This window comes from Acinetobacter sp. 102 (genome assembly GCF_037028485.1).
GTDB lineage: Bacteria > Pseudomonadota > Gammaproteobacteria > Pseudomonadales > Moraxellaceae > Acinetobacter > Acinetobacter higginsii.
Genome location: NZ_JAZEZK010000023.1, coordinates 1 through 13,238 on the forward strand (window position 1 = coordinate 1; position 13,238 = coordinate 13,238).

A 13,238-nucleotide genomic window follows, 5' to 3' on the forward strand; every position below is an offset into this window, starting at 1 on the left:
TCGCTTAGAGTGATAAAAAACACCCCTCTGGGGTGTTTTTTTATATCTGTGGTTTTGTATTTCTTTTCTTATATCTAAAATCTAATATTCAGTTAAAATTTCCTTTTACGTCAGAAAAGTTGTTTCATTGATTTTCTTTTTTCTCTTGCATCGAGAATTAGTCTTACTTATTTTCTTTTTCTCTTGCGTCGAAAAATTTAATACTTAATTAAATTTTTCTCCTCATGTCCTAAACTGATACTACGCTGTCCTAAACTGCACTTAATTGATTCGCATAAAACCGTAATATAAAACTCAAGAAAACGAACAAAAGTGCTCAGTGGAGATATTCCACTGAAAAGGAGTAGGCAGCATGAATGCTAAAGTGAATGTTTCGAATCGTGCAGGTGCAAGTTTCCCAGTACGTCGTATGAATTTTGATTTTAATGAAGTTCCTGAATATTGGGTCAGTGGTTCTGCTGGATTAACTCATTTTATGACAGGTTTATCTGCACTATTTCCAGATGGTGAAAAACTCTTTATCGATTCAGTGCGTGCTGTACGTTATCACCCAGCCATTAAAGACAATGAAAAACTGCAAAAAGAAATCAGTGCTTTTATTGGTCAAGAGGCGATGCATACCCAAGAGCATGTCAACTTTAATGCTTCAGCTCAGAAATATGGTCATGATGTCGAAACACTTGAACGAAGAACAGGTGTCGTGATTCAAACAGGCCGTAAATTATTTGCTAAATTGGTTAAGCCATTTGGCATGACGCAAGAAATGGTCGATTTGACTGCAACTACAGCACTCGAACATTTTACTGCAACCATTGCATCAGAATTATTGCGTAATCCGCATATTCAAGAGTTAATGCAAGACAAGACCATGGAATATATGTGGTTATGGCATGCAGTAGAAGAAAATGAACATAAGGCGGTTGCTTATGATGTGTATGAAGAAATTTTTGGTCGTGGTGTAAAAGCCTACGCATTACGCAATACTGCACTGGTCGTTTCGATGGTTGCAATTTTCTTGACTCAATCTTCATTCGTATTGAAATTATTGAAAGATGATGGAAAATTAAATTTCAAAGAGCTCGGTATGATTTATGAATACGCCTATAGTCCGTCGAAAGGAATTATCTCTGGAATGGCGGGTGAAATGTTGGCCTACTTCAAGCCTGGTTTCCATCCAAATGATTTAGATACCGTACAATTATTGCAAGATTGGAAGGCAAAATTAGGTCTGTAAACGCTGTTTATTTTAGCCTCGTAATTCCTGAAAAGGGACAATAAGTATTGTCCCTTTTTTATTTTAATCTTTCATTTCATACAGAATTTTGAGCAAGCTGACATGTCCTAAGATGATGCTTTTCTGACCTTATCTGCACTTATTTCATGCACTGAAAAGAGCGTATAAATAAAGTATGGAATACGATCAATGAAAAATATTCATCGGATAGGAGAACAGGGTATGAATGCTAAAGTCAATATTTCAAACCGAGCTGGCGCCAGTTTCCCTGTACGCCGAATGGATTTTGAATTTGGTGAGGTGCCACGTTATTGGGCCAATGGTGATGCTGCTTTAACTCATTTTATGACTGCGCTTTCGGCACTGTTTCCAGAAGGTGAGCAATTCTTTGTGAACAGCACCCGTGCAGTACGGAATGATCCCAAACTCGCAGATGAGCGACTTCAGAAAGAGATCAGTGCCTTTATTGGTCAAGAAGCCATGCATTCAAAAGAGCATCTTGCATTTAATGCTTCAGCGGAGGCCTATGGTTACGATGTTCGTAAAATGGAAGGGCAAACAGGTCGTTTAATCAACCGTACCATTGGAATGACAGCAAAACTCTTAAAACCTTTCGGTTTCACCAAAGAAATGATTGGTTTGACGGGAACCTGTGCCTTGGAGCACTTTACTTCAACCATTGCAGAAGAACTATTAAGTAATCCAGACATTCAAGCGATGTTTATGGATGAAACCATGTACCATTTATGGATGTGGCATGCAGTTGAAGAAAACGAGCATAAAGCGGTTGCTTTTGATGTCTATGAAGCGATGTATGGTCAAGGCCCTAAAGCGTATTTTATGCGTTCATTGGCCTTAGTTATTGCAATGGGGCTCATCTTTATTACCCAATCTTATTTTACCGCCAAGCTTCTACAAACAGATGGCAAATTGACATGGCGTGATACCAAATACATGATCAAATTTATGTATGGCTATAAAGGTTTTATGACCCGCCAAATCCCGACCTTGTTAGATTTTTTAAGACCGAAATTTCATCCGAATGATGAAGATACCACAGCACTTTTGAATAAATGGCGTGCTGAATTGGGTTTTAATCTAAGTTAACTTCAATGGGCAGTCAAAACTGCCCATTTTTTTATTCAAATTTTGCTTTAAATTGCTGATAATCTGCACCAGTATTTTATAGAGTGATAGATCGTGATTCGATTGATGCAAGAAAATGACTTAGAAAGTGTGGCGGGGATTGAGCGATTGGTGCAAACCCATCCCTGGTCAAAGCAGCAGTTTCAGGAGTCTTTCGCCTCGTATCAATGTACGGTGTATGAACAAGCCAATCAAGTGGTGGGATTCTGTATTCTGCAGCCCGTTTTGGATGAAGCAAATTTATTGTTGATGGCGATTCACCCAAGCCAACAGGGTAAAGGACTGGGTTATGAATTATTAGAAAGCTCAATCCAGCAATTAAAAAACAATCCAATTCAGATTTTTTTAGAAGTTCGTGAAAGTAATGCAGCTGCGATTCGTTTGTATGAAAAAACAGGTTTTCATCAAATTGACTTACGTAAAAATTATTATCCAAACCCCGATGGTTCAAGAGAGCATGCCGTGATTATGGTCAAAACATGCACTGATGATTTTGCAGCGTTATTTCAATAAATTTATGCAATTTAAGTTTGACTCAGACATATATTCTAAAATATTAAAAAGTATTTGTTGTAACGGAGTCATTCAGGTTAATTATCCAATTTCATGATAAACCTGCGGTTCGCCCTACTTTTGTTTCGGTATGAGGAGCGAAAGCTCCGCAAGGGCAAACCATCTTTCTTGCACTACTTGATCAAAGTTCACCGCAAGGCGAAAAACTTTGCTTAGTATAAACTACGCACTTCGTTTGTCTTGCGCTGCGCTAAAGCTATAATCGCTTTAACTTGCTCAGGTTGTGAATGACACTTGCGTGTATCAAATAGTCGAAAAAATTATCAAATTTAAATTATTTAATAATTAAATTATTCCACTCAGAAGGCAGCGTACTCATCAATGAATTTCCAAGTTGATGGATTTCATTTTCAGAGAGTGGACGATTAAGTCGACGCCATTGCCCATCAAGCAATAATTCGAGTGGCGTATATTGCGATTTATAATTCATTTTGGGTGAATGTGGCACCCAGTAGCCTAGGTATAAATAGTCTAGGTTGAGTGTGCGTACATATTCGATTTGTTTAAGGATCGCAAACACACCTAAAGAACGGCGTTGTTCATCTGGATCAAAGAAGGTATAGACTGCTGACAGCCCATCGTCCATCAAATCACAGGTTGAAACACCAATCAGTTTTTGGTCTTTCCAAAGTTCAATAAAGAAACTTTCTGTGCAGCTATGTACCAGAAATTTTTCAAACTGATCTAGACTGGCAGGGTACATATCACCATCTGAGTGACGTTCATTGATATAACGTTCATATAAGTCGTAGTGTTGTTGAGTGGCTTGCGAGGTCGGCAAAATACTCATTTGCAAATCTTGATTGCGTTTCCATGCCTTTTTTTGGCTGCTGTTCATTTTAAATTCTTGAACGGGAACACGGCAAGATAAGCATTGGCGACATAAGTGACATTCAGGGCGATAGACAAAATCACCACTACGACGAAAACCAACACGAGAAAGTTCTGACAACGTCACCACATCGATACGGTGAATTGGATCTAGGAACACCATTCGGGCTGATTTGTTATCAAGATAACTGCAGTCGTGCGGTGGCGTAATATAGTACTGTAAGTCATTTAAAAGGGACTTGGGTTGATATGATTTCATTAATCTGTCCCTCCAAGGTGTTAATCCGTTAACCGTCTAATTTTGCAAAAACTGCTATTGTTTTACTTGAAAATACACGTTCTTGATAACTTTTCCAATTGATAGAGGGGGCAATAATTACATCTTGTAACGATTTAAGGTAGGCTTGGCGAGAAAGTGTACTCGCACCGAGGCTTAAAAGGTGATCATTGACCAATTGGCAATCAATCCATGGCAACTGATTTTCTTGTCCAATCAGCATTAAAGTATAGAAAGCCATTTTAGAAACGTCAGTTTCAGTACTAAACATCGACTCTCCAAAGCAGCCTTTGCCAACGCTGACACCATAGAGTCCGCCAACCAATTTATCCTGCTGCCAGACTTCAATACTATAAGCATAACCCGCTTGGAATAATGCGCAATAGCCTTCGATGATATCTTCACTAATCCAGGTTTCATTGGCATAGCTCCGAGGCAATGAACAAGAACGAATCACGTCTTCAAAAGCATTGTTAATGGTAATTCGATAATCATGCTTTTTCATATTTCGAATTAAAGATTTACTTGGTTTGTAAGCATGTGGTTCGATAATGCATCGCGGTTCAGGACTCCACCAGCAAATTGGCTCGTCTTCATTGAACCAAGGGAACAGCCCATGTGTGTAGGCTTCAAATAAAGTAGAAGGGGAGAGGTCTGCACCAATACAAATAAATCCTTGTCCTTCAGGATCAGCTTCGATTGGATTCGGGAAAATATATTGCGAGGGTGGGAGTTGTTGCATAGCATAAAAAATTAATAAGATTAATTCTAAGCTAACTGAAGTTATAGGGAATGGCAATCATTGGCAGAGCCATTCCCTATACGAGATTAATCAAACAAACGTAAATGTTTAGCAATTTCTAATTTTTTACTGTCGAGGAAAAGTTGTGCTTTAGTTTGAATAATTTCAAGACTTTTTTCTTTGTCTGATACGGTTTTACCTTCGCTGTCCAAGACTAACCAATTGAGTTGGCTGATTGCATCCTGTACATATTGCGCAAATTCACTCGCTGATGCTAAACCATCAATGAAATGTGCACGATAGAACAGTTGATGGAAATGCTCAGTTGGAATACCGATTCCTGTAATTGGGCTAATCAGGACATTATAGTTTTGATGAAAACTCGCTTGCTTTAATAAGTAGTGATTTAAACGTTGGGATTGCTCTAAAGTTTGTTGCTTCGGGTCTAAGTTTTGACACGGTTGAGCTAAACCAAGGTGCGATAGAATGACTAAAGCATTGAGAATTTTTGCATAGTTGAGATCTGGCAAACTTTGTTCCAGTTCAAAAATGGTCAGTGGTTGATAGTTTTCCTTTGCAAATTTATCGCCAATGGGCAGATAAATTTCTTCAATTAAATTAAAGGTGCCTAATAACCCACTGATACTGGTTGGTAGTTGTTCCTTGGCTGTAAGTAACACAAAGGCCGTGTTGCGCAGTCGTTCTTGTGCCTGTAATGGGGTTAAGTTATTTTTACCTCGAATAAACAAGTCTCGTCTAAATTGCGTGTTAGCAAAATAGTCGCGGCATTGTTCTTTAAAAATAGGGTGCTCAATGGCATTCAAAAAAGCTTGGTGCTGTTCTGAAAAATTGATGTTATCGAGGTGTGTATTTAAATCGGTTGAACCTGCATAGGACAGTTTGATTTCATCCAGAATACGCACAATTTGCTGGAAGGAAAAACATTGCCAATCTTGATTGAGATATTCATGAATCAAGTAGTTTGGATTTTGCTGTTTTAAATCAGCGACTTTTTGTACGGCATTGGGATTACGTTGCGCAAAAATTGGATTTTGCTTAAGTAAGTCTTCACTGAAGGTGAGGGCTTCATTGACCTTTTGCAGAGGATTGGTACTTTTGCTATTAAACTTAAAATGGCTATGGAACAGTTCGCGAATTGGCATATTCGCTGCCCAACCAGTAACGCAGTTATAGCTGATATAGACAATACCATTGGGTTTTAAGAATTTACGAATAAATTTGAGAATAATGTGCTGATTTTCATAGCTGATCCAGCTCCAAATCCCGTGTAGGCTGATCGAATCAAACATCGGAAGATCAGAACGATTAAGCAACTCTTCAAAACTATCATCATAGAAGTAATGTTCGGTTTTGCTCTGCTCAGCCAGTTGATTGGCATGTGCTGCATGTGCTGGATTGAAGTCTGTACCGTAGAATGCCGCTTCATTACAGGTGGCGTGAATATTAATACTGACACCTTGACCAAAGCCAAGTTCACAATGATTATGATTTTCCTGAAAATCTGGACTATCGATGCCATTTAAAAGTAAGCAAAACTTTTGGAAATTCGGGCTGAGGTCTCGATAATAACCGTAGGTATAATTTACTTCAGTTTGGTAGCCATTCGTCCAGGTCGTTGTCATTGATATATCCTATAGACTGATTGTTGATATGTTTAAAAAGCCGTCAATTTTTCGATTGTATGGATACTCGCAAAAAAAAACCACCAAAGATTGGTGGTTTTTCAATATTGGCCTAATTAGTTTAGATTATCGAGATATTTCTCTGCATCTAATGCTGCCATACAGCCTGAGCCCGCTGAAGTAATCGCTTGGCGATAGATACTATCTGCCACATCACCTGCAGCAAATACGCCTTCAATAGAGGCAGCAGTTGCATTACCCGCAGTGCCGCTATGCACTTGGATATAGCCATCACGCAGATTTAACTGGCCATCAAACATGCCTGTATTCGGTTTATGTCCGATCGCAACAAACAAGCCTTGAACTTGCACATCTTGCGTGCTTGAATCTTGGGTTGATTGGATACGAACAGCCGTTACGCCTGTTTTGTCACCCAATACTTCATCTACTTGATGGTTCCAGATAATACTGATTTTGCCTTCTTTTTCTTTGGCAAAAAGATGGTCTTGTAAAATCTTTTCAGAACGTAAGCTGTCACGACGGTGAACAAGGGTCACATGCGCTGCAATATTAGACAGATAAAGTGCTTCTTCAACTGCTGTGTTACCACCACCCACAACCATGACATTTTGGTTCTTATAGAAGAAACCATCACAGGTTGCACATGCGCTTACACCTTGGCCCATAAACGCAGCTTCAGATTCAAGACCTAGGTATTGTGCAGTTGCACCTGTTGCAATAATCAACGCATCACACGTGTACTCTTCCATATCGCCTTTGAGTACGAATGGACGAGTTTTAAGATCTACTTCATTGATATGATCGTAGACAATTTCTGTACCGAAACGTTCTGCATGAGCTTGCATACGTTCCATAAGCACAGGACCAGTTAATCCTTCTGGGTCACCTGGCCAGTTGTCAACTTCAGTGGTCGTTGTTAATTGACCACCGAGTTGCAAACCCGCAATCAGTGTTGGCTTGAGGTTAGCACGTGCAGCATAGACTGCTGCGCTATAGCCTGCAGGACCAGAACCCAAAATAATTAACCGTGAGTGACGAGCGCTCATTAAAGAACATCCTTTTTATATCAAAACTGCTAAAATTATACGTGAATCCAGAGCGGAGTGGTTTAAATCCATCGGGATAATATTGATTAACTCAATCGAATTGAGCTATATCCGAGCAGGATGTTAACAACAACAGTAAACAATCGTGCATCTTTTTTGTAAGAACGAGTGCATAATATAAAACTTATTGATTAAGGCATTTTAGGCCTTGAAAGATACTAACAAATAACGAATTGGGTTACAGGACTGTATATGACTGCGGTGTCAAGTGTTTATGCACAACGCTTTTTAATGACATTATTTTTGATTTCTTTTGGCATTTATTTATTTCTTGCCACAGTAACCTATACACCATTTGATCCGGGCTGGATGCATATTTCCAGTGATACCCAGCAGGTTTCAAACGCCAGCGGTGTAGCAGGCGCTTGGATCGCAGATTTACTGTTTGGTTTCTTGGGATGGGCAAGTTTGCTGATTCCACTGTTCTTGTTTATTGAAGCCATTCAAGTCTGGTGGCCAAGAAGCTTTTTAAACCGCCCATTTCGTTATGCTGCACAGTTTTTCTTGATCCTGTCCATTTCTAGTTTGTTGTATCTGCATTGGAATACACCTGCAGATACTTTGGATAATGCAGCGGGTGGTATTATTGGTTATGAGTTGGGGCAGAGTTTATCCCAATTATTAACCATCTATGGCGCAACTTTATTCTTATTGGCTTTTAGTATCTTATTACTGACTTTAGCCTTTGGCATTCAGTGGAACAAAACGTGGGCTACATTGAAAAATACGCCTGCTTATTTACAAGATTTATTTTATAAAAATGTGCCTCAGAATGAATCTGCGTATGATCTGACTGAGCAATTAGCCGCTGCTGATACACCTGCAATTAAGAACAAAGTACAAACTGAGTCTGATCTTGTAGCAGATACGAGTGAAGCTAAAGCGAATCAAGTTCAAGCAAAACTGATTAAAATTGATGATTCACATCATCAGTTGATGGCTGAAAAACTGTTTGCCGATGTGCTTGCAAAAGAACAGCAACAAGGTAGTCAGCCAGTACAAACTGAGCAGATTGAAGATTTTGAACAGACTTTACAACGTGCCCATCAGTTTGAAACCGAAAGCCAACGTTTGGTTCAAACAGGTGAAGTATGGCGTGCTTTACAGCGTGATGATGCGAGCCATAAACAGGAAATCGATGCATTATTAAGAGCTGCGGATGACGCTCCTCATGCTCCAGCACAGTATGCATCTACCGCACATGTGGCAACCGCAACGCAGACATCCAGTCACAGCAATCTAGATTGGAATGATGATCAAATCTTTGATGAATTGTTGGCTGCTGTTCCAAACAGTAAGACAGCGACAGATTTACATACTCCATTTACGCAAGAGCCTCCGGCGCATTCAGTCCCTCAGGTTGCTGAGGTCGAATTTGAGGCAGATATTGAAGCATTGATTAATGAATCTGCAAGACCAGCAGCTGTACAGCCAGAAACTGCACCGATTCAAAATGCAATACATCCTATCCAAGAGGATGTTCATCGCATAGCTGAGCAGCAAGCAGATGATTTTAGTGATCTTCTGGTCGAAGAAGAGCGTGAACAGGCTTCACCACGAACGACCAGTTATGCGCAATCCTCTGCTTTTGTAAAAGCACCGATTGAAGTTTCAACACCAACACAAAAAGAAACTCTGTCTAAAGAAGCCTTTATCGAAGCATGGCAAGAAACGGCAGGTAAAGCTGATCCAGATGCAGATTTGGATATTGAAGATGATTTTGATCTGGATGCACCTTTAACGGATGCATTTGGTCGTCCAATGTCACGCGCCATGCAAGTCGCGCAAAAACGCCGTGATCTACCGACTTTACCCGGTCTGGAATTGCTGGATGAAGTTGATCCAAACAAAAAGGTCAATTTTACCGCTGAGCAATTAGCACGTCTTTCTGAGCTGTTAGAGATCAAACTACAAGAGTTTAATGTGAAGGCTCAGGTGGTCGAAGCCCAGCCGGGACCAGTAGTAACACGCTTTGAACTCGATCTTGCACCGGGTGTTAAAGCCTCTAAAGTGACCAATATTTCACGTGATTTGGCGCGTTCAATGTCGATGGCTTCGGTTCGTGTGGTTGAAGTGATTGCAGGAAAACCATATATCGGAATTGAAGTACCGAATAGTAGCCGTGAAATGGTGCGGTTGATTGAGTTATTGAAAACGCCAGCTTTTGAAGACCCTGCGGGTTTGCTCTCTATGGCGATGGGTAAAGACATTTCAGGTAATCCTGTCATTACTGACCTTGGTAAAGCACCACATATGCTGGTTGCGGGGACCACGGGTTCTGGTAAGTCGGTTGCAGTGAACTCGATGATTTTATCGATGTTACTGAAATATACACCAGACCAGTTACGCTTGATTTTGATCGATCCAAAACAGCTTGAATTAGCCAACTATAATGATATTCCACACTTGTTAACGCCTGTTGTCACGGACATGAAAGATGCAGTCAGTGCTTTAAACTGGTGTGTCAATGAAATGGAACGTCGTTATAAGCTGATGTCCTTCCTGAAAATTCGTAAACTCAGTGACTATAACCGTAAGGTCGAAGAGGCGATTGCCAATGGTGAAGATCTCATTGATCCAACATGGAAAGCCAGTGATTCGGTTGTCGGTGAGCGTGCACCACGTTTAGCGCCATTACCATCGATTGTGATTGTTGCCGATGAGTTTGCTGACATGATCATGCAAGTCGGTAAAAAAGCCGAAGAAATGATTACTCGTTTAGCGCAGAAATCGCGTGCAGCAGGAATTCATTTACTGCTAGCAACACAACGTCCATCGGTCGACGTAATTACAGGTTTAATTAAAGCCAATATTCCAACCCGTGTTGCATTACGTGTAAACAGTAAAATTGACTCACGTACCATTCTCGATGCAGGTGGTGCAGAAGACTTACTTGGTCATGGTGATATGTTGTTCCTAGGGCCAGGTAAAATCGAGCCTGAGCGTGTGCATGGTGCCTTTATTAGCGATGATGAAGTGAACCGTATTTGTGATGCTTGGCGTGAACGTGGTGAGCCGGATTATGTTGATGAAATCCTGACGCCATTTGATGAGGAGCCAAGCTCACGTGGTTTTGAAGATGGGGATGGTGATCCAAGTCGTGATGCGCTGTATGATCAATGTGTATCGTTCGTTTTAGAGACACGTAAAGCATCGACTTCATCGCTACAGCGTAAATTTAGCTTGGGCTATAACCGTGCCGCTCGTATTATCGACCAAATGGAAGAGAATGGCATTGTCAGCTCAATGGGCGCCAATGGTAAGCGAGATATTCTGGTTTAAAATTATCTGCTAAAAAAAGCCTCTATTGATAGAGGCTTTTTTTATTGGTATTCAGTGGCTTTATTGAAGAAGAGATTAAGCAAATTTTGCTAAAACTTCTAAGAAACCATCTTTTTGACGTGGAAATTGAGCAATCACATCATGAATGCGTTGACCTTCTGGATTGGTCGCATTGAGATCACGACCATCAGCCAAAAACTGGATAATTAAGCGTTCATAATCATTTGGACGCATATGTTTGAATGCATGATAGAGCACATGAAAGTCAGCATTTACGCCAGTTGGAGGAAGTTGGTTAAGGTAGGCAAACACACGCTCATCTGACCACTCTTCATTGAAAGTTGCTGGCTGTGATAATGCCATGACAATCTCCTCAGTCTTATAAAATAATAAAGGCAAAATACTTGAAGTGGGGAAAGTCCTACTTTCCAAATCCACCCGCGTATTCTGCCTTTATTTGCGAAAAATCGCTAATGAAAAAACTTCTATCGATCTTCAGGTAAATTGATATTCATTTCTAACATTTCGATATTTGCTTCTGAACGAACCTGCATTTGAATATGCTGTTCATCCACACCACGAACATAACGACTCACCACCTGCATGATTTCTTTTTTCATCTGGTCGATTTTGTCTTGGCCTAGGCGACGGCCTAAACCTTGTTCAGAGGCAACAATTACCTTTAAACGATCTTTGGCAGTTTGTGCACTTGATGGCTTTTCATCACTGCTAAAAAGTTTACTCCAGAATCCTGCCATAATTACGCTCCAAATAGTCTAGCTAACCAACCTTTTGGCTGTACTGCAATGTGTCGATAAGGACGGTCTTCGCCAAGGAAGCGAGCCACTAAGTCATCATAAGCTTGGCCAGCTTTTTCTTCTGTATACAGAATCACTGGTTTACCTTCGTTTGATGCTTGAAGTACGCTCGGACACTCAGGGATAACACCCAAAGTTGGCACACGTAAAATATCTTTCGAAATATCATCGATTGTAAGCATTTCTTGTTTATCAGCACGTTCTGGGTTAAAACGTGTAATACATAAGTGCTTACGGATACGACCTTCGTTTTGTTCAACTTTTTTGGTCTTGCTGTCCAGCATACCAATAATACGATCTGAGTCACGTACAGATGAAATTTCAGGGTTAGTTACAATGATGGCTTCATCAGCATGATACATTGCTAAAATCGCACCACGTTCAATACCCGCAGGAGAGTCGCAGATAATATAATCAAACTCTTGAGAAAGTTCATCAATGACACGTGCAACACCTTCATCGCTCAAGGCATCTTTATCACGGGTTTGTGATGCAGGGAGAATGTATAAGTTTTCAATCTCTTTATCACGGATCAGCGCTTGCTGTAAACGTGCTTCATTATTAATAACATTAACGAAATCATAAACTACGCGGCGTTCGCAGCCCATGATCAAATCTAGATTACGTAAACCTACATCGAAATCAATCACAACAGTTTTATGACCACGTAGGGCTAAACCTGTTGCAAAAGATGCGCTTGTTGTAGTTTTACCTACACCACCTTTGCCTGACGTTACGACAACAATTTTGGCCACCGAATCCACTCCTATTTATGGTCATACGCCCCTAAAAGGGCTTATTTGGTGCTTTTAAAACTCAATTAAATAAATTAAAACTGCAAGGCTTCAAATTCAAGTTCTTGCTTGTTATTTAAATAAATATGTACAGGCTTTTTGATCATATCTTTGGGAATATCATCTGCTACACAATAAGTCCCTGCAATAGAGATTAATTCTGCTTCGAGCGAATGGCAGAAAATACGTGCCGCAGTTTGCCCGCCTGCGCCTGCAATGACTCTACCACGAGCATTGCCATAAATGTGAATATTTCCAGATGCAATCACTTCTGATCCACTATTCATACCCGCATTTAAGATAATATCGCCTTGATCTTGGACCAAACATTGGCCTGTCCGCAAAATCTCATCATGATAAGAGGTGATATATGCATTCGATGTATTTTTTTGTGGTGTTTGTATTGCAGCATTATCCGCTGTTTTTACAGGAGCATGATCAACCACTTGTTCTTTGGATGCCTTGATGCGCTGTAAGGGCTGATCGGCAGGGAGAACAGGGAATTGAATCGCCCGAGCTTCATCACCCAAAATGCCATCAATGACGGCCATCGGTTGTAAACCTAAATCAATTAAAAGCTGAATTAACGCAATCAGCTCTTGTTCAACGGTACTATCAATAATGACGAGTGTACCGATATAAGAACCTTCATTCAGTGTATCGCTAAGTTGCTGTCGGATTGCATTATGGTCATTTGTGTCGAAAGTCAGTCGACTAAAATTCACCATTCTGCCCGTAATCCGTATATCAGCCATAATTTATCCTTCAGGG

12 protein-coding genes are annotated in these 13,238 nt (G+C 40.4%); 4 read left to right on the forward strand and 8 right to left on the reverse strand.

Features of this window, described 5'->3' with window-relative positions:
• The first annotated feature begins 352 nt into the window (after positions 1 to 352).
• The 3 genes from WA352_RS18445 to rimI all read left to right on the forward strand — a co-directional run bounded on the left by WA352_RS18445 (position 353) and on the right by rimI (position 2,893).
• A complete protein-coding gene (locus WA352_RS18445; RefSeq protein WP_005205449.1) occupies positions 353 to 1,234 on the forward strand; it encodes a metal-dependent hydrolase in 882 nt (293 codons plus the stop codon).
• Positions 1,235 to 1,456: 222 nt separating this feature from the next.
• Positions 1,457 to 2,341, forward strand: coding sequence for a metal-dependent hydrolase (locus tag WA352_RS18450; RefSeq protein WP_005205446.1), 885 nt, complete (start codon positions 1,457 to 1,459; stop codon positions 2,339 to 2,341).
• 93 nt (positions 2,342 to 2,434) lie between these two features.
• Complete coding sequence (rimI, locus tag WA352_RS18455) at positions 2,435 to 2,893, forward strand: ribosomal protein S18-alanine N-acetyltransferase (protein WP_201772402.1); 459 nt, start codon at positions 2,435 to 2,437, stop codon at positions 2,891 to 2,893.
• Positions 2,894 to 3,227: 334 nt separating this feature from the next.
• Here the strand turns inward: rimI and WA352_RS18460 are convergent, their stop codons facing one another.
• The 4 genes from WA352_RS18460 to trxB form a co-directional block, all read right to left on the reverse strand.
• Positions 3,228 to 4,043: an arginyltransferase gene (locus WA352_RS18460; protein ID WP_004805148.1), complete on the reverse strand. Its 816-nt coding sequence runs from the start codon at positions 4,041 to 4,043 to the stop codon at positions 3,228 to 3,230.
• 28 nt (positions 4,044 to 4,071) lie between these two features.
• Positions 4,072 to 4,803 (reverse strand): leucyl/phenylalanyl-tRNA--protein transferase, encoded by a 732-nt coding sequence (gene aat / locus WA352_RS18465; RefSeq protein WP_033134354.1) that lies wholly within the window; start codon positions 4,801 to 4,803, stop codon positions 4,072 to 4,074.
• Positions 4,804 to 4,889: 86 nt separating this feature from the next.
• Positions 4,890 to 6,446 carry a methyltransferase regulatory domain-containing protein gene (locus WA352_RS18470; RefSeq protein WP_033134353.1) on the reverse strand — a complete coding sequence of 519 codons (1,557 nt, stop codon included), beginning with the start codon at positions 6,444 to 6,446 and terminating at the stop codon, positions 4,890 to 4,892.
• 116 nt (positions 6,447 to 6,562) lie between these two features.
• Positions 6,563 to 7,513 (reverse strand): thioredoxin-disulfide reductase, encoded by a 951-nt coding sequence (gene trxB, locus WA352_RS18475; protein WP_004805153.1) that lies wholly within the window; start codon positions 7,511 to 7,513, stop codon positions 6,563 to 6,565.
• A 252-nt stretch (positions 7,514 to 7,765) separates the two neighbouring features.
• Between trxB and WA352_RS18480 the strand changes: the two genes are divergently transcribed.
• Positions 7,766 to 10,855, forward strand: coding sequence for a DNA translocase FtsK (locus WA352_RS18480; RefSeq protein WP_033134352.1), 3,090 nt, complete (start codon positions 7,766 to 7,768; stop codon positions 10,853 to 10,855).
• Between the two features lie 75 nt (positions 10,856 to 10,930).
• On the opposite strand, the gene WA352_RS18485 is transcribed toward WA352_RS18480, so the two are convergent.
• The 4 genes from WA352_RS18485 to minC form a co-directional block, all read right to left on the reverse strand.
• The gene (locus WA352_RS18485; RefSeq protein WP_004805161.1) at positions 10,931 to 11,218 is read right to left on the reverse strand and encodes a PA4642 family protein; all 288 of its coding nucleotides are present in this window, start codon (positions 11,216 to 11,218) and stop codon (positions 10,931 to 10,933) included.
• Between the two features lie 122 nt (positions 11,219 to 11,340).
• Positions 11,341 to 11,613 (reverse strand): cell division topological specificity factor MinE, encoded by a 273-nt coding sequence (gene minE / locus WA352_RS18490; RefSeq protein ID WP_004655180.1) that lies wholly within the window; start codon positions 11,611 to 11,613, stop codon positions 11,341 to 11,343.
• Positions 11,614 to 11,615: 2 nt separating this feature from the next.
• Complete coding sequence (minD, locus tag WA352_RS18495; RefSeq protein ID WP_004805162.1) at positions 11,616 to 12,428, reverse strand: septum site-determining protein MinD; 813 nt, start codon at positions 12,426 to 12,428, stop codon at positions 11,616 to 11,618.
• A 74-nt stretch (positions 12,429 to 12,502) separates the two neighbouring features.
• A complete protein-coding gene (gene minC / locus WA352_RS18500; protein ID WP_033134351.1) occupies positions 12,503 to 13,222 on the reverse strand; it encodes a septum site-determining protein MinC in 720 nt (239 codons plus the stop codon).
• Positions 13,223 to 13,238: the final 16 nt, after the last annotated feature.

Excerpts from the sequence above, each read along its gene's own strand:
- WA352_RS18470 (WP_033134353.1), bottom strand. The coding sequence starts at position 6,446 with ATGACAACGACCTGGACGAATGGCTACCAAACTGAAGTAAATTATACC.
- trxB (WP_004805153.1), bottom strand. The coding sequence starts at position 7,513 with ATGAGCGCTCGTCACTCACGGTTAATTATTTTGGGTTCTGGTCCTGCA.
- minC (WP_033134351.1), bottom strand. The coding sequence starts at position 13,222 with ATGGCTGATATACGGATTACGGGCAGAATGGTGAATTTTAGTCGACTG.
- aat (WP_033134354.1), bottom strand. The coding sequence starts at position 4,803 with ATGCAACAACTCCCACCCTCGCAATATATTTTCCCGAATCCAATCGAA.
- WA352_RS18445 (WP_005205449.1), top strand. The coding sequence starts at position 353 with ATGAATGCTAAAGTGAATGTTTCGAATCGTGCAGGTGCAAGTTTCCCA.
- minE (WP_004655180.1), bottom strand. The coding sequence starts at position 11,613 with ATGGCAGGATTCTGGAGTAAACTTTTTAGCAGTGATGAAAAGCCATCA.
- WA352_RS18480 (WP_033134352.1), top strand. The coding sequence starts at position 7,766 with ATGACTGCGGTGTCAAGTGTTTATGCACAACGCTTTTTAATGACATTA.
- WA352_RS18485 (WP_004805161.1), bottom strand. The coding sequence starts at position 11,218 with ATGGCATTATCACAGCCAGCAACTTTCAATGAAGAGTGGTCAGATGAG.
- WA352_RS18460 (WP_004805148.1), bottom strand. The coding sequence starts at position 4,043 with ATGAAATCATATCAACCCAAGTCCCTTTTAAATGACTTACAGTACTAT.
- WA352_RS18450 (WP_005205446.1), top strand. The coding sequence starts at position 1,457 with ATGAATGCTAAAGTCAATATTTCAAACCGAGCTGGCGCCAGTTTCCCT.